This window comes from Thalassotalea euphylliae, from assembly GCF_003390375.1.
Taxonomy (GTDB): Bacteria; Pseudomonadota; Gammaproteobacteria; order Enterobacterales; family Alteromonadaceae; genus Thalassotalea_F; species Thalassotalea_F euphylliae_A.
Genome location: NZ_QUOT01000001.1, coordinates 1,206,538 through 1,225,842, shown reverse-complemented (window position 1 = coordinate 1,225,842; position 19,305 = coordinate 1,206,538). Strand labels below are relative to the sequence as shown.

At 41.7% G+C, this 19,305-nt stretch carries 16 protein-coding genes; 8 read left to right on the top strand and 8 right to left on the bottom strand.

Going from position 1 to position 19,305, the window contains the following annotated elements; genetic code table 11:
* Nucleotides 1–152 precede the first annotated feature (152 nt).
* The 4 genes from serA to DXX94_RS05365 all read right to left on the bottom strand — a co-directional run bounded on the left by serA (nucleotide 153) and on the right by DXX94_RS05365 (nucleotide 4,697).
* Nucleotides 153–1,382, bottom strand: a complete 1,230-nt coding sequence (gene serA / locus DXX94_RS05380) for a phosphoglycerate dehydrogenase (protein WP_116018317.1) — start codon at nucleotides 1,380–1,382, stop codon at nucleotides 153–155.
* Between the two features lie 95 nt (nucleotides 1,383–1,477).
* Nucleotides 1,478–2,140, bottom strand: coding sequence for a ribose-5-phosphate isomerase RpiA (gene rpiA / locus DXX94_RS05375; protein WP_116014352.1), 663 nt, complete (start codon nucleotides 2,138–2,140; stop codon nucleotides 1,478–1,480).
* A 56-nt stretch (nucleotides 2,141–2,196) separates the two neighbouring features.
* Nucleotides 2,197–2,895: a 5-formyltetrahydrofolate cyclo-ligase gene (locus DXX94_RS19490; protein WP_258872106.1), complete on the bottom strand. Its 699-nt coding sequence runs from the start codon at nucleotides 2,893–2,895 to the stop codon at nucleotides 2,197–2,199.
* A gap of 275 nt (nucleotides 2,896–3,170) precedes the next feature.
* Entirely contained in the window at nucleotides 3,171–4,697 is a 1,527-nt protein-coding gene (locus DXX94_RS05365) for a peptide MFS transporter (protein WP_116014350.1), read from the bottom strand.
* Between the two features lie 352 nt (nucleotides 4,698–5,049).
* Between DXX94_RS05365 and DXX94_RS05360 the strand changes: the two genes are divergently transcribed.
* The 8 genes from DXX94_RS05360 (at nucleotide 5,050) to galE (ending at nucleotide 14,588) form a co-directional block, all read left to right on the top strand.
* The gene (locus tag DXX94_RS05360) at nucleotides 5,050–6,396 is read left to right on the top strand and encodes a UDP-glucose dehydrogenase family protein (protein ID WP_116014349.1); all 1,347 of its coding nucleotides are present in this window, start codon (nucleotides 5,050–5,052) and stop codon (nucleotides 6,394–6,396) included.
* A 111-nt stretch (nucleotides 6,397–6,507) separates the two neighbouring features.
* Complete coding sequence (gene galU, locus DXX94_RS05355; RefSeq protein WP_116014347.1) at nucleotides 6,508–7,404, top strand: UTP--glucose-1-phosphate uridylyltransferase GalU; 897 nt, start codon at nucleotides 6,508–6,510, stop codon at nucleotides 7,402–7,404.
* Nucleotides 7,405–7,715: 311 nt separating this feature from the next.
* Nucleotides 7,716–8,615 carry a sulfate adenylyltransferase subunit CysD gene (cysD, locus tag DXX94_RS05350; RefSeq protein ID WP_116014345.1) on the top strand — a complete coding sequence of 300 codons (900 nt, stop codon included), beginning with the start codon at nucleotides 7,716–7,718 and terminating at the stop codon, nucleotides 8,613–8,615.
* 71 nt (nucleotides 8,616–8,686) lie between these two features.
* A complete protein-coding gene (cysN, locus tag DXX94_RS05345; protein ID WP_116014344.1) occupies nucleotides 8,687–10,099 on the top strand; it encodes a sulfate adenylyltransferase subunit CysN in 1,413 nt (470 codons plus the stop codon).
* A 100-nt stretch (nucleotides 10,100–10,199) separates the two neighbouring features.
* Nucleotides 10,200–11,930: an SLC13 family permease gene (locus tag DXX94_RS05340; RefSeq protein WP_116014342.1), complete on the top strand. Its 1,731-nt coding sequence runs from the start codon at nucleotides 10,200–10,202 to the stop codon at nucleotides 11,928–11,930.
* A gap of 17 nt (nucleotides 11,931–11,947) precedes the next feature.
* On the top strand, nucleotides 11,948–12,547 hold the full coding sequence (cysC, locus tag DXX94_RS05335) for an adenylyl-sulfate kinase (protein ID WP_116014340.1): 600 nt from the start codon (nucleotides 11,948–11,950) through the stop codon (nucleotides 12,545–12,547).
* Nucleotides 12,548–12,586: 39 nt separating this feature from the next.
* The gene (locus tag DXX94_RS05330; RefSeq protein ID WP_116014338.1) at nucleotides 12,587–13,543 is read left to right on the top strand and encodes a DHH family phosphoesterase; all 957 of its coding nucleotides are present in this window, start codon (nucleotides 12,587–12,589) and stop codon (nucleotides 13,541–13,543) included.
* A gap of 34 nt (nucleotides 13,544–13,577) precedes the next feature.
* Complete coding sequence (gene galE / locus DXX94_RS05325; RefSeq protein ID WP_116014337.1) at nucleotides 13,578–14,588, top strand: UDP-glucose 4-epimerase GalE; 1,011 nt, start codon at nucleotides 13,578–13,580, stop codon at nucleotides 14,586–14,588.
* Between the two features lie 156 nt (nucleotides 14,589–14,744).
* Here galE and DXX94_RS05320 read toward each other — a convergent pair whose 3' ends face one another.
* From DXX94_RS05320 to DXX94_RS05305, 4 genes are all read right to left on the bottom strand, one after another.
* Nucleotides 14,745–15,965 carry an EAL and HDOD domain-containing protein gene (locus tag DXX94_RS05320; protein ID WP_116014335.1) on the bottom strand — a complete coding sequence of 407 codons (1,221 nt, stop codon included), beginning with the start codon at nucleotides 15,963–15,965 and terminating at the stop codon, nucleotides 14,745–14,747.
* 391 nt (nucleotides 15,966–16,356) lie between these two features.
* Entirely contained in the window at nucleotides 16,357–17,829 is a 1,473-nt protein-coding gene (gene putP / locus DXX94_RS05315) for a sodium/proline symporter PutP (protein ID WP_116014334.1), read from the bottom strand.
* 131 nt (nucleotides 17,830–17,960) lie between these two features.
* The gene (locus tag DXX94_RS05310; protein WP_115999603.1) at nucleotides 17,961–18,674 is read right to left on the bottom strand and encodes a DUF3379 family protein; all 714 of its coding nucleotides are present in this window, start codon (nucleotides 18,672–18,674) and stop codon (nucleotides 17,961–17,963) included.
* Nucleotides 18,667–19,233 carry a sigma-70 family RNA polymerase sigma factor gene (locus tag DXX94_RS05305; protein WP_115999604.1) on the bottom strand — a complete coding sequence of 189 codons (567 nt, stop codon included), beginning with the start codon at nucleotides 19,231–19,233 and terminating at the stop codon, nucleotides 18,667–18,669. The genes DXX94_RS05310 and DXX94_RS05305 overlap by 8 nt, the downstream gene beginning before the upstream one ends.
* Nucleotides 19,234–19,305 lie beyond the last annotated feature (72 nt).

The window sequence follows — 19,305 nt, the reverse complement described above, 5'->3', positions numbered from 1 at the left end:
TAGTTGCTAAGCAGCTTGAGTAGCTACTAACTGAACAAAGTTGGTTTAAAATTTCTATTTAAATTTAGCCATCAGCGCATACATACAAACGATTTGAACTGATGGTAAACTAAAAATATTGATGAGTTTTACAAAATGGTTAGAGCAGAAAACTAATGCAAAATTCGCGTACGAATAGTTCCGTCGATTTGCTTCAACTCTGCTAGTGCTGCTTCGCTACTCTCTGTTTCCACTTCAATAACTACATAGCCAATTTTGTCATCTGTTTGCAGGTATTGCGCGGCAATGTTAATGCCAAGGCCAGCGAATGCATTGTTGATCGCGGTTAGTACGCCCGGTTGGTTATGGTGAATGTGAAGCAAGCGAGATGTGCCTGTGTGCTCAGGCAGTGATACTTCAGGGAAGTTAACTGCTGATAGCGTAGAGCCATTGTCTGAGTATTTAGCTAGCTTGCTCGCTACTTCTAAGCCAATGTTTTCTTGTGCTTCTAGAGTACTACCACCAATGTGTGGTGTAAGAATAACATTGTCGAACGCGCGAAGCGGCGAGATAAATTCTTCGTCGTTGCCTTTAGGCTCGACAGGGAATACATCAATGGCAGCGCCACCAATCTTCTTGCTTTCCAGCGCTTGGGCAAGTGCATCAATATCCACAACCGTGCCGCGTGACGCATTAATTAAAATACTACCTTGCTTGATCACTTCTAACTCGGCTTCGCCAATCATATTCTGCGTTTGTGGTGTTTCTGGTACATGCAAACTAATCACATCTGACTCTTTTAGAAGTGCCGTTAGTGAAGGTGCTTGGCTGGCATTACCAAGTGGTAGCTTAGTTTCTATGTCGTAGAAGCGTACGCGCATACCTATAGTTTCTGCAAGAATACCAAGTTGAGTACCTATGTGACCATAGCCAATAATACCTAGCGTTTTACCACGGGCTTCAACCGAACCTGCAGCAGACTTAAACCATTCACCGCGATGTGCTTTCGCGTTTTTCTCTGGAATACCGCGTAGCAGTAGTAAAATTTCACCAAGCACTAATTCCGCAACTGAGCGGGTATTAGAGAATGGCGCATTGAATACCGGAATGCCTCTTGCTTGCGCCGCCGCTAAATTAACTTGGTTAGTACCAATACAAAAACAACCGATGGCGACGAGTTTATTAGCATTGCTTAGTACTTTTTCAGTAAGCTGAGTACGTGAACGAATACCAATAAAGTGGACATCTTTAATTTTCTCGATGAGTGCGCTCTCTGCTAACGAGGTTTTCAAGTATTCAATATTGCTATAGCCTTTGGCTTTTAGCTCTTCAAGGGCACTTGAGTGAACCCCTTCCAATAATAGAATTTTAATTTTTTCTTTAGCTAGAGATGTTTTATTCATGATGTCCATACTTCGTAATAAAAGTTAGTTTTAGATGGCTAGATATCTAAACTAGCATATAGTGCTGTAACTCTAAAGTACTAATTTAGTCCAAACTAGCCTAAATTATGCTCGGTTACACCGGCTTTAGTACCTAGTAATAAGCGGTCTGCACCACGGCAAGCAAAAAGACCGTTAGTCACCACGCCAACAATGGCATTGATAGCGATTTCTAGTGCTTTCGGGTCAACAATTTTTAGATTGTAAACGTCAAGAATAACATTACCATTGTCGGTTACTACACCTTGGCGATAGACAGGGTCACCACCGAGTTTTACTAGCTCACGAGCAACATAACTGCGTGCCATAGGAATAACTTCTACAGGTAAAGGGAATTCACCTAAAACGCCAACTTGCTTACTTTCATCAGCGATACAAATAAACTCTTTTGCAACTGCGGCAACAATTTTCTCACGTGTTAACGCGGCACCACCGCCCTTAATCATATGCATGTGCTCGTTGATTTCGTCAGCACCATCGACATAAACATCAAGCTCATTAACTTCGTTAAGATCGAATACCTCAATACCATACGCTTTGAGTTTTTCAGTTGACTGTACTGAGCTTGAAACCGCGCCTTTGAGCTGATCTTTTACTTCTGCTAATGCATCAATAAAGTGGTTAACGGTAGAGCCTGTGCCAACACCAACAATGGTATCTGGTTTGATAAACTTAACGGCGGCTTGGCCTACGGCTTTTTTTAATTCGTCTTGAGTCATTTGTTTACCTGAATGTTGATAACTAAATAATTGCAGCCAGATTATAGCCTAGCTATCTAACACTTAGCTCGAATAATTTGGTTTGGCGTAACAATCATCGGCAGTGGAATGTCCCATGGTTCAATTGGTATTTGAGGTACTTGCTGGCAGTCATGTGCTAAACCAATAAGTTTATTTTTTCTACTCGTTTTACCTTCAGATGCCAATTGGGTGTCAGCATCTAACGCTTTAGTTTGCGTTATTGTCGTTTTTGTGACTGTTGCTTGTGTTATTGCAGCTTCCGGTGCAGCAGTTTGAATTGATTGTTTTGAGGGGCATCTGTCTAAACTAGCTAATGTACGGTCGTAAAATCCGCCACCCATGCCCAAACGATGACCACTATTGTCAAAGGCGACCAAGGGCGTGAATATGATATCAATGGATGAAAGGGGGACGACCTGTCTAACATCAAGCCTAGGCTCAGGAATACCAAAACGGTTAGAAAGCATCAAAGTACTAGGTGTGTATTGCAAAAATAATAGATGCCCTGGCGTAAAAGGATGTAATACGGGTAATACAACACGTTTTCCTTGTTGCCAGCACCATTTTATAAATTGGCTAGGATCCAACTCACCATCGTTTGCTAAATAGAGTGCAATAGTGTTCGCACTTTTAACGTCTACTAGGTTTGTGAGCTGTGAAACTAGCTCAATAGCGGCCTTGTGCTGGCTTTTATTGCTAAGCAACGAGCGCTGTTGTCTGATCTCAGTTCTCATCTGAACTTTATCATGAGCCAGTTTGATATGGTCAAGGCTTGCGAGGTTAGATAAAGGGGGATTAATTGTGCTCAAAGTGATGGTCAATACTCAAATTGTGAGTGGCATAGTCACTAATGTAAACACATTCAATTAGCTGAGGCAAAAAACGTGCTTGCAAAAATCAACGAGTGAAAATAACCATGTAAAGTTAGATGTAAAAAAAGCACTGCGGTATTAGCGCAGTGCTTTTTATATTGAACTAAAAAGGCTTTAGTTATTAGCTTAGTTATTTATTATGCCGTGACTTTATCAGCGCTTTTGCCATTTTCATCGGGTTTCATTTCTTCTTCAGAGTTTTCCCAACGAGCCGCCCACTTGTTTGCAACAGCAAACAATACACCAGCACCGACAATGAACACGCTAATTTGTAAGTATAAGTTCGGCATTTCTTCAACATTGTTTGGATCGAAATTACCTGCAAATAAACCTGCAACAATATTACCCATTGAGTAGGTGAGTACGAATACCCCCATCATTTGTCCTGCAAAGCGTTTAGGTGCTAAGCGACTAACGGCAGCAAGAGCCGCTGGGCTAAACGTTAACTCACCTACTGTATGAAGGAAGTAGGTTGCGACTAGGAAGTATGGAGCTACTTTTAAACCACTCGCTGCAGCTTGCGCTGCGAAGAACATAACAACGAAACCTAAACCCATAATCACTAAACCAATTGCCGATTTAAGCGTATAAGATGGGGTTAGCATTTTCTTGCCAAGATTGATCCATAAAGCCGCAAAAAATGGCGAAAGAACGATAATGAAGAATGGGTTAACGTTTTGGAACCAAGTTGTTGGAATTTCAAAGCTACCGAGCATACGGTCAGTGTAGTCACGACCAAACAGGTTTAGTGATGAACCTGCTTGCTCAAATCCAGACCAGAAACACATTGACGCAAGACACACCAAAAACAGTGCCCACATACGCTTCTTTTCTACGCCACTTAAGCCGCCACCGAAGTACACTTTGCCAAAATAAACTAAGAATAATATCGCAATTGCATATGCGGTAAATTCTGCCACCGCTACTGGATTAATGGTCAACGAGCCGTTCATCACCATAACAGTTGTTGCAGCTAATGCGATAACAAAAGCGCCAATAATATTCCAAGCAAGCTTTTTCTGCTTGGGCTCTAATGGTTGAATAGGTTCACTTGCTACACCATTTAAATTGCCTATCGTTTTTTGATATTGGATAAGGCCAATAGCCATACCCACAGCAGCTGCACCAAATGCCCAGTGCCAACCTTGGTTAACTTGAAGATAACCCGTTACAGTGTAACCAATAAGTGAGCCGATGTTGATGCCCATGTAGTATAGAGAGAAGCCAGCGTCGCGACGTGCGTCGCCATCTTCGTATAATTGTCCTACTAGCGCAGTAATATTAGGTTTCAGTAAGCCAGTACCAAGTACTACTAAAATTAAGCCGACAAAGAAACTGTATGTTGTAGGTATAGCTAAAACTATGTGGCCACACATGATAATAATGCCGCCATACCAAACCGCTTTTTGCCCACCAATTAGGCGATCAGCGATCCAGCCGCCAGGTAAACCCATAAAATATACAGAAGCGGTATATAAACCGTAAATTGCCGTTGCTGTCGCTACGGTGTATTCAAGCCCACCAGTTTGAAGTGATGTGGTCATGAAAAGAACAAGAAGTGCACGCATACCATAGTAGCTCATGCGCTCCCACATTTCTGTAAAGAAAAGGGTTTGCAAGCCTTTTGGATGACCGAAGAAAGTCCCTGGAGTAGGGGAATTCATATAATTATCCTTTCTAATATTCAAAATCAGCCCGTGTTATACCTTTGCTAGCTAAGAAAGGCAAGGCTCGATAGATAAAGGCTTTGAAATATAAGTTGAAATATTTTACTGAGTATTTAATCTAGTTTTCATACTGGCTAACTATGCTGATTTGCTGTTTTATTAGTTAATCAATGGCCTTTTTAAGGGCTAGCCTATTGATTGGCTATCACTAGTGAATAAACTTGGTTATCATAATTGCAAATATATTCGCACACAGCTTTTAATTGTTAGATAAAGTGTGTGATGTGAGCAATAAATAAAGCATAGAAACGTTGCCTGTATGCAATGTTTATCTTCAAGTAGGGACTCCATGAAAGTAACGGTTTTTGGCATTGGTTATGTTGGTCTTGTGCAAGCGGCTATTTTAGCCTCAGTAGGACATGATGTAGTTTGTGTTGATGTTGACGAAGAGAAGGTCGCTAACCTTAAAAAAGGCATTATTCCAATTTATGAGCCTGGCTTAACTCCAATAGTTGAACAAACTTGTAAAGACGGTTTGTTGAATTTTACTACAGACGCTCAGGCTGGCGTTGAACATGGTGAAGTTCAATTTATCGCTGTTGGTACCCCACCAGATGAAGACGGCTCTGCTGATTTGAAATATGTACTAGCCGTCGCTAAAACCATAGCGACTTATATGACTTCACCTAAAATCGTGGTCGATAAATCAACAGTGCCTGTTGGTACCGCCGATAAGGTAAGTGTGCAAATAGCTGATGTATTGGCGTCAAGAAGTGCTGAGCTTGAGTTTGATGTGGTCTCTAATCCAGAGTTTCTTAAAGAAGGTGCGGCAGTTAGCGATTGTTCAAAACCTGATCGTATTGTTATCGGTACTGATAATGAAGCGTCGAAAGCGGTTATGCGAGAATTGTATGCGCCATTTAACCGAAATCACGAACGTATGATTTTTATGGATGTGCGTTCAGCTGAGCTTACCAAGTATGCAGCCAATTGTATGCTAGCGACGAAAATTTCGTTTATGAATGAGATTGCTAATTTAGCAGAGCGTCTTGGTGCTGATATTGAGTCCGTTCGTCAAGGTATAGGTTCAGATTCTCGTATCGGTTATCAATTTATCTATGCTGGCTGTGGCTATGGGGGCTCTTGCTTCCCGAAAGACGTTCAAGCGCTGGTGAAAACAGCAAATGATGTAGATTATAAACCTTCTCTTCTCGAAGCTGTGGAGAGTATCAATTATTCTCAGAAGCAGAAACTCTTTAGCCATCTTAATACTCATTTTGCTCAAAATTTAGCTGGCAAGCGCATAGCGCTTTGGGGTCTTTCATTTAAACCTAAAACAGATGATATGAGAGAAGCTCCTGCAAGAGAGTTAATGGAAGCGCTATGGCAAGCTGGCGCAACAGTGCAGGCATATGACCCTAAAGCAATGGAGGAGTGTCAGCGAATCTATGGCGAACGAGATGACCTGATATTGTGCGGTACTAAAGAACAAGCATTAAAATCAGCCGACGCATTAGTTGTGTGTACGGAGTGGCCTCAGTTCAAGGCGCCTGATTTAGCGATGCTTAAAAGCTCATTAACACACCCTGTCGTCGTCGATGGTCGTAATTTGTATGAACCAAGTATGATGAAAGAAAAGGGTTTTAGCTATTATGCTATTGGTCGTGGAGACAGTGTTAAGGTTGCTAAGAAATAGTCACAATATACATATTTACTAGTATCGAGTTACACTAAATGAACAAACATTTATTTATATTTCAAACATTTAATTTTCATTAATAATGACTAAGTGGTAAAAAGGAAATCCATGGCGAAACAAATTAAAAAAGCAGTAATTCCAGTGGCGGGTTTGGGAACCCGTATGCTACCAGCAACTAAGGCCATTCCTAAGGAAATGCTACCAATAGTTGATAAACCACTGATTCAATATATTGTTGATGAGTGTGTTAGTGCCGGATTAAAAGAAATTATTTTGGTTACGCATTCATCAAAAAATGCAATTGAGAACCATTTTGATAAATCATTTGAGTTGGAAACTACATTAGAAAACCGTGTGAAACGCCAGCTGCTTGAAGAGGTTCAATCTATTTGCCCCAAAGACGTGACGATTATGCATGTTCGCCAGGGTGAAGCTAAAGGTCTTGGACATGCAGTACTTAAGGCAAGGTCATTAGTCGGTAACGAACCTTTTGTAGTTGTATTACCGGATGTTATTTTAGATGATGAAAGCGCAAATCTAAATACTGAGAATTTGGCTGCGATGCTTGAGCGGTATGCTAATAGTGGTAATAGCCAAATTATGGTTGAACCAGTTCCGATGGAGAAAGTTAGTAGCTATGGTGTTGTCGACTGTGGTGGTGCCAAATTAACGGCTGGAGAAGTAGCGCCAATGACTGCAGTTGTTGAAAAGCCACCAGAGGATGAAGCTCCATCTAATTTGGCAGTGGTTGGTCGTTATGTGCTTTCAGAGCAAATTTGGGATTTACTTGAGTTTACCCCACCAGGTGCCGGCGACGAGATACAACTGACGGATGCCATTGCTAGCCTAATGAAAGTGGAAACGGTGGAAGCATTTCATATGACAGGAAAATCTCACGATTGTGGCTCAAAGTTCGGCTATATGAAAGCTAATGTTGAATATGCATTACGTCACCCAGAGTTGAAAGCAAGGTTTAATGAGTTTATTGCTTCACTTGACTTGTAATTTTGTCTAAAGCTCACTTTAAAAGGAAGGTTTTATTTGTACTTATGCCCAAATAACTAGACGTTATATAAAAGCAGAACGTTATATAGCCTTCTTTTATCTTCTATGCCAGAATAGTGTTTATAACTAAGTTGGCTTTTATTCATTTAAAACATCGGAACGGTATCAAGCATATTTTCATATCAGCCATCTAAAAATAACAACTAGCTTACAAAAGAAACATAAGTCGCTCAGATATTTAATCTAAATAGCAGAATTGCGGCTTTATGGTCAAATATTCGAATTATTAAACTTAACTTAATGACTTGCCCATGAACTTAACACATCTACAAAAGCTCGAAGCTGAATCTATTCATATCATTCGTGAGGTTGCAGCAGAGTTTGACAAACCCGTCATGCTTTACTCCGTTGGTAAAGATTCTGCTGTTTTACTACATTTAGCCCGTAAAGCGTTTGCTCCAGGTAAAATTCCATTTCCGTTACTGCACGTAGATACCGACTGGAAATTCAAAGAAATGATCCAGTTTCGCGATCAAATGGCCGAAAAATATGGGTTTGAGTTGCTTGTTCATAAAAACCCAGATGGCATAGCCATGGGCATGAATCCATTTGATTTTGGTAGTGCTAAACATACTGATGTGATGAAAACACAGGGTTTAAAACAGGCGCTCGACAAGTATCAATTCGATGCTGCATTTGGCGGTGCTCGCCGCGATGAAGAAAAGTCTCGTGCAAAAGAGCGCGTTTATTCATTCCGCGATAAAAATCATCGCTGGGACCCTAAAAATCAGCGCCCTGAGCTTTGGAATGTGTATAACGGCAAAGTTAACAAGGGCGAGAGTATTCGTGTCTTCCCACTGTCAAATTGGACCGAATTAGATATTTGGCAATACATCTACCTTGAAAATATCGAGATTGTGCCACTGTATTTATCAGCTGAACGCCCAGTGGTTGAGCGCGATGGTACCTTAATCATGGTTGATGACGAACGTATGCCATTGGCTGAAGATGAAAAGCCAATGATGAAAAAAGTGCGTTTTAGAACACTAGGTTGTTACCCGTTAACAGGTGCCGTTGAATCTGAAGCGGCGACCTTGCCAGATATTATTCAGGAAATGTTACTCACTAAAACTTCTGAGCGCCAAGGTCGAGTCATTGATCACGACTCTTCCGGTTCGATGGAGAAAAAGAAAATGGAAGGTTACTTCTAACGGCTTCACAGGCCAATAACCAATATTTTTAATTACACATTTTCTGAAATAAACGTTTAGGATTTACCAAGATGAGTCACCAATCAGACTTAATTGAACAAGACATTGAAGCTTATTTAAAACAACACGAAAACAAAGAGCTCGTTCGCTTTCTAACTTGCGGTAGCGTAGATGATGGCAAAAGCACACTAATCGGTCGCTTACTGCATGATTCAAAAATGATCTTTGAAGATCAGCTAGCCGCCATTGAAAAAGACAGTAAGAAATCAGGTACAACAGGTGAAGCGGTTGACTTAGCACTACTTGTTGATGGTTTGCAATCAGAGCGAGAGCAGGGCATTACGATTGACGTTGCTTATCGTTACTTCTCAACGGAAAAGCGCAAATTCATTATTGCCGACACGCCGGGCCACGAGCAGTACACACGTAATATGGCAACAGGTGCGTCAACCTGTGATCTGGCGATTATCTTGATTGATGCACGCCGTGGTGTGCAAGTGCAAACACGTCGTCATTCATTTATCTGTTCATTACTTGGCATCAAGCACGTGCTGGTGGCTGTTAATAAAATGGATTTGGTTGAGTATGACCAAGACCGTTACCAACAGATTAAGAAAGACTACCGCGAATTTGCGGAAGAGCTTAACTTTGATGACATCCGTTTTGTGCCAATTTCAGCATTAAATGGCGACAATGTTGTTGAAGAAAGTGAAAATATGCCGTGGTACCCAGGCGCAACTATGATGAAGTTACTTAACACCATCAAAGTTGAACCTGCCAATCAACTTAGCGAGTTCCGTTTCCCTGTTCAATACGTTAATCGTCCTCATTTAAACTTCCGGGGGTTTGCTGGTACTGTGGCAGCAGGTCAAGTGCGCGTGGGCGACACTATAGTTGCACTACCTTCAGGTAAAGAAAGTGAAGTTAAGTCTATCGTGACATTTGATGGCGAGCTAGAGCGTGCTGAGCAAGGGCAAGCCGTTACTTTAACACTGACCGATGAAATTGATATTAGTCGTGGTGAAATGATCGTGCGAAAAGGTAGTAGCGTTATTTCATCTAATCAGTTCAATGCTTCTGTTGTTTGGATGCACGACGATGCACTGGAAACTGGACGTGAATATTACATTAAGCACGGCAGTAAACTAACCACAGGTCATGTTACAAGCGTTGTTAGTCGCACTGATGTCAATACGCTTGAGCAAAGTGATGCGAGCAATTTAGCGCTTAATGAGATTGGCGCAGTTAATTTTGAAGTTGCTGAAGTATTTCATTTTGACCCATATCAAACCAATGCTGAAACTGGTGCATTTATCATTATTGATCGCCTAACTAACATTACTGTTGGCGCAGGTATGATCAATCATGAAACACAAAAAGACGAAGCACAGACTTTCACAGCGTTTGAGGTTGAATTTAATGCCTTGGTGCGTAAGCATTTCCCGCATTGGGGTGCTCGCGATATTTCTAAATTATTCAATTAAGTATGCTAATTAACCTTGATCGCTTGCTAGTAACTGAATCATCGGTAATAGTAAGTGATTAAGGGCAACGCAACTGCAACTATTTGAAGAGACTGCTTTTATGACAGCAATGCAATGGTTTGTGCTGGCTGTTTTCGTCGCTACCTTTTTAGGCTTAATTAAATTTCAAAAGGTACCTGAGCGGGTATTTTTTGCATCTACATTGACTTGCTTATTTGCTTCTATTGTATCCACTCAAGATATTCTCTATAACGCGGTAAACCCTGGTTTAGTAACTCTATTGCTATTGGTGCTTTGCTCTTTTACTTTTGAGCGCACCAGTGTACTGCGCAAGCTTTCGAATATTCTGATCAGTGGTTCCAAAGTAAAATCAACGCTACGTACTTTGTTAAGCGCGGCCTTTGCGTCGGCGCTGATGAACAACACAGCAGTTGTCGCAAGTTTAATTAATACCATTAAAAACAATACGTTGATAAACCCAGGTAAGCTTTTATTGCCTCTATCTTTTGTTGCTATCTTAGGGGGCACATTAACGTTAGTTGGCACTTCGACGAATTTATTAGTCAACAGTTTATACATTGAGCAAAGCGGACAACCACTGCAATTCTTTGACTTCACGTTAGTGGGGGGCTCAGCATTATTAGTGTGCTTTTTTGTCATTGTGCTACGCGCAGGTTCACTGCCCAATATTGCCGAAGAAGCCTTGCAAACGAAAGAATACCTACTTGAAGCGGAAATCGCTGAATACTCAGCGCTTATTGGTAAAACCGTTGAAGAAAATGGGCTGCGTAATCTTGATTCTATATTCTTAGTAGAAGTGGTACGCAAAGGGCGGCTAATCTCGCCAGTAACTCCTGAAGAAGTATTACAGCCAAAAGATAAGTTAATCTTTACTGGTGATATCACTAAGGTATTAACCTTACAGCAGTTTGATGGTTTAACCTTGTTTGCTGAACAAGATGGTTTACTCAGAGACAACTTAACCGAGATTGTTATTAAACCGGATTCTTCGGTTATCGGAAAAAGCTTAAAAAGTGCTGGCTTCCGCGCCCGTTTTGATGCCGCTGTTGTGGCAATTCGTCGAGAGGGTGAAACTCTGTCGGGTAAACTTGGAGAAATTGTTATCCAGTCAGGTGACTTTTTAGTGCTTGCCGTAGGTAGTGATTTTAGCTCTCGAACTAACTTATCAAAAAACTTTTACATTCTTTCTGGTCACAAGCCAGACAATATGTTGTCGGGTTGGCGAGACAAACTGACGGTTGCTGGGTTCTTTATCACCATAGGTGTGTCGGTCTTTACCTCAATATCCTTGCTGAAATGTTTAATGTTTTATGTGGCCTTGTTAGTGTTTTCTGGCTGCTTAACGATCAATGAAATTAAACGTCGATTTCCGCTAGAGATATGGATGATTGTACTGAGCGCATTGACACTCGCCAAGGCTATGGAAAATAGCGGTTTAGCAACCGTTATGGCGGAAAATGTAGAGCAGCTTTTAGATGGCAAAAGCATCTATGTCGCGTTTGTGATGATTTTTGTGCTGTCGCTACTAGTGACTGAACTTGTTACTAACAACGCCGCTGCCGCATTAATTTTCCCGATTGCTTACAATATTGCGTTAGGGCTCGACGCTAGCCCTTTACCATTTGTCATGGCGGTAGCATTTGCCGCTAGCGGCAGTTTTATAAGCCCGTACGGTTATCAAACCAATGTGATGGTATACAACGCCGGTAATTATCGTTTAACAGATTTTGTTAAGTTCGGCATTCCCGTTTCTTTCACATACTCACTGGTGGTACTGGTTATGATCCCACTTGTCTTCCCATTTTATTAATAGAGCAACGCGCACCGATGAAAACAGAAAATACGGTATGGCACCAACAACAGGTGATAAAAACACAACGTGCCGAGCAGAAAAAACAGCGCCCATGTCTACTTTGGTATACGGGTCTTAGCGGCTCTGGTAAATCAACCGTTGCGAATGCGGTTGATGCCTTACTATTTGAGCGCGGCCACCACACGTATTTACTTGATGGCGATAATGTTCGCCACGGACTTAATGGCGACTTAGGCTTTAGTGATGAAGATAGAGTCGAAAATATACGTCGTATTAGTGAAGTTAGTAAGCTGTTTATCGATGCTGGGTTAATTGTCTCAACAGCGTTTATTTCGCCATTTAAAGAAGATCGTGCGCAAGCACGAGCCTTGCTAGCTGAAGGCGAATTTATCGAAGTTTTTATCGATACGCCGATTGAAGTTTGTGAACAACGCGATCCTAAAGGTCTGTATAAAAAAGCGCGGGCAGGCGAAATTAAAGACTTTACTGGCATCGATTCGGCCTATGACATGCCTCAGGCTCCAGAGTTGCATGTTAAAACGGCGGAACAAGATATAGAACAGTGCGCCCTGCAAATTGTTAATTACTTGGCTGAACAAGGCTATTTGGCTTAATCAGGCGAAACTCAATTAAGCCTAACAAGAGGAAGTAAAATGCATTTTGATGTCTTTAATGGTGATGCAGATGGCATTCTAGCTTTGGTTCAGTTGCGCCTTGCTGAGCCAAAAGAGAGTGTTTTGGTAACTGGCGTTAAGCGTGATATCGCGCTGCTCGCAAAACTTGATATTGAGCAAGTGACCTCGGTAACAACTCTAGATATCTCAATGGAAAAAAATGCTGATGGTTTAGCGAGTTTGTTGGCAGCAAAAAAGCCAGTTTTTTACGTTGATCACCACCGAACAGGTGATATTCCTGATAGCCCATATTTGCAATCGATCATCGATTTAGATGCCAATACTTGTACGAGCTTGTTGGTCAATGAACACCTTAATCACGCTCACTATTTATGGGCGATTGCCGCAGCGTTTGGCGATAATATGAATAAGTCTGCAATAGCTTTGGCTACTCAACATCAAGTAAGTGAAAACGACCAAACGTTCTTAAAGGCGCTTGGCATTTATGTTAACTACAACGGCTATGGTCGCACGATTGATGACTTACATATACCACCTGCAGCGCTTTTTAAAACTCTAGTTGGCTATGCCAATCCATTGGAGTTAAGAGACGACAAAGACTCGGTGTTTTATCAGTTAGAAAGCGCTTATCAGCAAGACATGGCAAATGCTGCTCAGGCGATATGTCATCACGATGATAATATCGCCAAAGTCATTGAACTACCCGATGAAGCTTGGGCCAGAAGAGTCAGTGGAGTGCTGGGCAATGATCTTGCTAATCAATCGCCAGATAAAGCACACGCGGTTTTAACGCAAAATCGTGATGAAAGCTATACCGTCAGTTTTCGCGCACCATTGGCTAATCGCCAAGGCGCGGACAACGTTTGTACCCAATTTGAAACAGGTGGTGGCCGAGCCGCTGCTGCGGGTATAAATAAGTTACCACGCGAGCAATTAGCGACGTTTATTGATACCCTAACGGCTTATTACAGATAAGCGAATAGTATTAAAGCAGTAAAGCGAGAATAACATGAGTTTATTGTTAACGGGCGGTATGGGCTATATTGGCAGCCATACTGTTGTAGAGTTGTTGCAGCTAAACCAGGAAGTAGTGATTTTTGACAATTTAGCCAATGCATCAGAAGCGGTATTAGCTCGAATTGAAAAAATTACTGGTCAGCAGCCAAAGTTTTTCAAAGGGGATATTTGTAACCGTGAAGACCTTGAACAAGTTTTTACGGAATACGACATTGACGCGGTTATCCACTTTGCCGGCTTAAAAGCGGTGGGAGAATCAACACAAATTCCACTTAGCTATTACCACAACAATGTCACAGGCTCTGTGAACTTGTTTGATGTGATGGCAAAACATAACTGTAAACGCTTGGTTTTCAGCTCGTCAGCAACGGTTTACGGCGAGCATAATCAGTCTCCTCTCATTGAAACTATGCCAACATCAGCAACCAACCCATATGGTCAAACTAAGCTGATGATAGAACTGATTTTAAAGGACTTAGCGAAAAGTGACCCAGAGTGGTCAATTGTTAACTTGCGCTACTTTAATCCAATTGGTGCCCATAAGTCAGGTTTAATTGGCGAAAACCCTAAGGGCATCCCAAATAATTTATTACCTTATGTAGCTCAAGTTGCGGTTGGGCACTTAGGGCAATTAAGTGTATTTGGTGATGACTACGATACGCCAGATGGCACAGGAGTGCGCGATTACATCCATGTGGTTGATTTAGCTCAAGGTCATGTAAAAGCGCTAAATAAACTTAGTGAGCTATCAGGTTGTCATGCAATTAACTTGGGTACTGGCAATGGTACATCGGTATTAGAAATCGTTGAAACTTTTAAAGCTATTAGCGGTAAAGATATACCGTATCAAATTGTGCCGCGCAGGGCTGGCGATATTGCTACCGTTTTTGCCGACGCGACTAAGGCGCAAGAACTGCTTGGTTGGCAAACTCAACTGAACCTTAATGCCATGATTACAGATACCTGGCGCTGGCAATCAAATAACCCTAACGGTTATGAGTAGTCACAAAGCTATAGCCATACCGCTAAAGATATAGCTATTCAGCAAACTTAAACTTTAAGCTAAATAAAAAGAGCGCCATCGGCGCTCTTTTAGTTCGTTTCTGATTCAAACTATTTGATTCTCTACAGCTGCAAATACTGCGAGCTTCATTCTGATTTAGCTCACCTGTTGCGCTTGCTCATCTGCCCAAGCAAGAGCTTGGTTATAAAACTCAACCGTTTGCTCTTTATCTAATTGCAACTTGTCCATGACTAAGCTGGTTTTGTCCCACTCGGCGCGCTCAATCAGCTCTAGTAGCTTAATCAGCGCTGCCATTACGCCTTTCTGAGTTAATAAGGTGTCTTTAATCTCTTGCGACAGCGGCAGCTTTTCTAGCACGGTTTCAATATCTTCATCCAAAATTGCGTCAATCAAAGATAATAAACCGGTTAAGAAAGCGATAGAGCTATCTAGCCTTGGGTTCATAATATCAGCGATTTGCTCACAGAATTTAGCGCGTGCCATGGACAAATTGATCAGCTCTGACGGCTTGTCTGGATTAACATTAGCGGCAAACATTAGCCCAATGAAACGCTTAAGCTCTGCTGAGCCTAAAATTACCAATGCTTGCTTGATGGTGGCAATCTCACTACGGCGTCTGAAAATTGGCGAGTTAGCATAGCGTAATAGCTTGTATGAAAGCGTCACATCACGCTCAAATACGGAAGTAATGCTGGCAAGGTCTAGCTCTGGCTTGCTTGTTTCATATAAAAGCTCTGCCATGGCGATTTGTGAAGGTGATAAGTTCTTTGTTTTCACCATTTCAGGCTTCGAGAAGAAATAGCCTTGGAAGTATTCAAATCCCAATTCAAGTGCTTGGTTGTATTCTTCGTAGGTTTCCACTTTCTCCGCTAATAATTGGATATGTGGATACTTAGCAATGGCTTGTTTTATCTCTTGAATTTGCTCAAGCGAAGTGTCTTGAATATCAATTTTGATGATTTTGATAAATGGATAAAAATGCGCCCAAACATTTTGATGAATATAATCATCTAGCGCTAATGTGTAGCCTTGCTTGTGCAGGTCTTGGCACAAAGCGAGCAACTTTTTACCAGGCTTGATAGTTTCTAAAATCTCAACAACCACTTCTTCTTTAGTCAGCATTGTTGGATAACCTTTACTCAAGGTGTCCAATGTGAAGTTGATGAAAGCAGGTTTGTTACCTGTAAACTCATGAATTCCTAAGCTAAATTGGCTAGCTTCAACCATCTTGCTGGTTGCTTCATCACCATCTATTTCAGGGAAAACATTGTCGATACTATCCCTAAATAATAACTCGTAGGCGAAGAGATTTTTGTTTTTATCTAGTATTGGTTGACGCGCTGCATAAAAATACATCGAGTAAAAATCCTTTCCGAAATTCTTTATTGCTGTTCAATCTGTGTTAAGAGCAATCGCTACATAAGGTAAGCATTGCTCATTAAACCGATTTGTACCACAAATGCTATCAATTGCGGTGTAATAACAGCTAACTCTCGTTATTGAATGCCTGCAAAAGTAGACTAAAAACAACGGGTAGAGCCAAATTTAATTTTGTACGCACTATAAGTGAAAGCTTATTAGATAGCCAATGTTTTGTCTTATTTTATCGTCTATTTAACGCAAGAAAATCAATCTAGCACTATGCAATATTTAGCTGCTTACGCTATATAAATCCACTTACAACTTTCAATAGCCCAAGGTTGTGCTAGGGCGTTACTCACTTTAACACGCAAGGCTTTGGTTAAGGCTAGCCAAGCTCTTCGGTTTGTTGTAAACGATTAAAAATTTGCTCTGGCTCGGTATTGCTAGCATCTACAAATCGGCTTACGAAATAGCCAGCGATAAAAGCGATAATAAAGCCAGGGACAATTTCATATAAGTCAAAAATGCCGCCGCTAGCTTGTTTCCAAGCAACAACGGTTATCGCACCTGAAACAATCGCTGCGATGGCACCAAACTTATTAAATTTTGGCCAAAATAGCGCTAAAATTACCGTTGGCCCAAATGCTGCGCCAAAGCCCGCCCATGCATAACTCACTAAATCAAGCACGCTGCTTTCTGGATTTGTCGCAATTAAGGTTGAGACGATGGCGATTGCGGCTAATGACAGACGTGATAACCATACCAATTCACGCTCGCTCGCATTGCGTTTACTAATGTGTTTATAAAAGTCTTCAACTATCACGCTGGAACATACGAGCAGCTGTGAATCGATTGTACTCATAATCGCCGATAAAATTGCCGCGATAAGTAAGCCTGCAACCCAAGGGTTAAGAATAGCTGATGCTAATTGCAAGAATACCGTTTCAGGGTTCGCTAGTGGTTGCTCGGCAAAATATGCTAGGCCGACTAAACCTACTGCTAAAGCGCCGATAAGCGAGATTACCATCCAGATCATAGCGATATTACGCGAGGTCGGAATGTCGCGAGTAGAGCGAATCGCCATAAAGCGGCTTAGTATGTGTGGCTGACCAAAATAGCCCAATCCCCATGCCATTAAGGAAATAAAGCCAAGCCATGTAAAGTCTTTAAACAGATTATCGTAATCTGGATTAATGGCTTCAAGGCTGTTGACTGTTTGCTCTAGCCCGCCTAAGGTGCTGATCGCGGCGATGGGCAAAAATACAAGTGCAATTAGCATCAAGCAACCTTGAAAAAAATCAGTCCAACTGACCGCTAAAAAACCGCCTAAAAAGGTATAAGCAACAATCACTAGCGCGCCAATAATTAACGCATGGGTGTACTCAAGTCCAAACACCTTCTCAAATAATATTGCGCCACCAACTAAGCCTGACGATACGTAAAACGTGAAAAATAACAGAATAGTGATTGCTGAAATAAAGCGCAGTATGTGGGATGTGTCGTTAAAACGGTTTTCAAAAAATTCGGGAAGCGTTAGCGAGTCATTGGCGTTCGCCGTAAATTGGCGCAGACGCGGCGCGACTATCAACCAGTTAAGAAAAGCGCCGATAACCAAACCAACACCAATCCAGACTTCGCTGGCACCAGATAGGTAAATAGCACCGGGTAAGCCAAGTAGCAGCCAGCCACTCATGTCTGATGCGCCAACGCTAAGTGCAGTTACGGCCGGACCAAGTTGTCTGCCGCCTAAGACATAGTCGCTTAACGTATCCGTAGCGCGGTAGGCAATAAAGCCAATAGTTAGTGTTGCGAGTAAATAGCCAACAAAAGTGACTAACGTTGGAAGGGCAATAGTCATAATATTATTCTTGCTAGATGACGGATAATCCAGCCATGCTAACAAGAATCATATTTGGGTGCTACTTCAACCAGCTTTTGCGGGTAACATCTCAATAATGCTGGTTGAGGCTAGGTAGGAAAAAGCAGTTTTTAGGTAGACCACTGAATGTTCTTGCTAAGATTCTTTTTCCATTGTTGTAATGGTTCGGCTTTGTCACCCACGATAACCACTTGGTTTTTACCGTGCTTAAACGATTTACCATTGAGCTTTTTATCACTAAATGCTTCCGCAAAGGCGACTTCACTGCGCTCTGGTACAATGAAAACATTTACTGGCTCAGATTCACCTTGAAACACTAAGTGTAAACTTTTAATGCCATCAAAGCGGCAGTAGTCAGCAGCAATTAACTGACCTAGCATCTCTGTGAAATTGCCGTCGAACGTTGACATTTTAGAGTTTAACGAGGCCAAGGTTATATCGGCAGACATGTCATTGCTAAAATGATCTTGCTCGTAGTAAACATGCGCCATGGCATAGTCGCCTAAGTTGTCGTAAGCGCTAGAAAACTGCAGCATGTTCACCGTTAACCCAACAGCAAATGCAACTGAGGCCGCAAGAGCTAAGTGAATACGGTTTTTACGTTTTTGCTGCTGGTGGCTTGCCATAGCTTGACGCAATATCAGCTTATTGCATAAATCTTCAGGCACAGGCACTTTTAATGCGCTGGCAATTTTACTGTCTAATTCTTCAATCTCTTGAGCAAACTGCGCGCGTGATTCATCCGCTTGCTTAGCTGCTAAAAATTCGGGATCTTGGCTATTGGGTGCAGCATACAAATGTCGCCTAAACTGCAAATCATCCACTGTAGTTACCTCTTTTCAATGGTTCTTTATCTAAAGCATCTTTAAGTTGATTACGCGCTCGAAACAACCGTGTCATCACAGTGTTTTTATTCAGTCCAAGCATTTCAGCGATATCCTCTCCACTAAAACCTCCAATTACCTGAAGCACTAGTGGCTCGCGGTATTCTTCAGGCATTTTTGCGATGCGCTCGCGCAGCCAATGGTTTTCAATTTCTTGCTCAGTACTCGTTGAGAGATGATCGGTAATCGATGCTTCTTCATATTCGCCCATGTCGAAACGTTTACGCTCAAAACGACGCGCATTCTCACGACGCAGAATAGTGATCAACCAAGACTTAGCGGCTTTTTCGTCTTTCAACGAGTCTAGGGCACGCCAAGCTCTTAAAAAGGTTTCTTGCACTAAATCTTCCGCTACTTGTTTGTCATGAGTTAACCAATACGCATAACGGAATAAATCTGTGTGTAACGCTTTAACTAAGGCTTCGTATCTAACTTGTTTTGTACTCATGCTGGATGAGACCTTAGCATCGGTTAAATTATTTCGAATTTTTTTTATCATTGAGGATCCGGACAGCTAGCGCCACTGCATATAGTGCTAGCTTAACCGGAACGCGGTTGATAAGACAGAAAA

Coding starts and splice junctions, on each gene's coding strand:
- serA (WP_116018317.1), bottom strand. CDS start 1,382: ATGAATAAAACATCTCTAGCTAAAGAAAAAATTAAAATTCTATTATTG.
- rpiA (WP_116014352.1), bottom strand. CDS start 2,140: ATGACTCAAGACGAATTAAAAAAAGCCGTAGGCCAAGCCGCCGTTAAG.
- DXX94_RS19490 (WP_258872106.1), bottom strand. CDS start 2,895: ATGAGAACTGAGATCAGACAACAGCGCTCGTTGCTTAGCAATAAAAGC.
- DXX94_RS05365 (WP_116014350.1), bottom strand. CDS start 4,697: ATGAATTCCCCTACTCCAGGGACTTTCTTCGGTCATCCAAAAGGCTTG.
- DXX94_RS05360 (WP_116014349.1), top strand. CDS start 5,050: ATGAAAGTAACGGTTTTTGGCATTGGTTATGTTGGTCTTGTGCAAGCG.
- galU (WP_116014347.1), top strand. CDS start 6,508: ATGGCGAAACAAATTAAAAAAGCAGTAATTCCAGTGGCGGGTTTGGGA.
- cysD (WP_116014345.1), top strand. CDS start 7,716: ATGAACTTAACACATCTACAAAAGCTCGAAGCTGAATCTATTCATATC.
- cysN (WP_116014344.1), top strand. CDS start 8,687: ATGAGTCACCAATCAGACTTAATTGAACAAGACATTGAAGCTTATTTA.
- DXX94_RS05340 (WP_116014342.1), top strand. CDS start 10,200: ATGACAGCAATGCAATGGTTTGTGCTGGCTGTTTTCGTCGCTACCTTT.
- cysC (WP_116014340.1), top strand. CDS start 11,948: ATGAAAACAGAAAATACGGTATGGCACCAACAACAGGTGATAAAAACA.
- DXX94_RS05330 (WP_116014338.1), top strand. CDS start 12,587: ATGCATTTTGATGTCTTTAATGGTGATGCAGATGGCATTCTAGCTTTG.
- galE (WP_116014337.1), top strand. CDS start 13,578: ATGAGTTTATTGTTAACGGGCGGTATGGGCTATATTGGCAGCCATACT.
- DXX94_RS05320 (WP_116014335.1), bottom strand. CDS start 15,965: ATGTATTTTTATGCAGCGCGTCAACCAATACTAGATAAAAACAAAAAT.
- putP (WP_116014334.1), bottom strand. CDS start 17,829: ATGACTATTGCCCTTCCAACGTTAGTCACTTTTGTTGGCTATTTACTC.
- DXX94_RS05305 (WP_115999604.1), bottom strand. CDS start 19,233: ATGATAAAAAAAATTCGAAATAATTTAACCGATGCTAAGGTCTCATCC.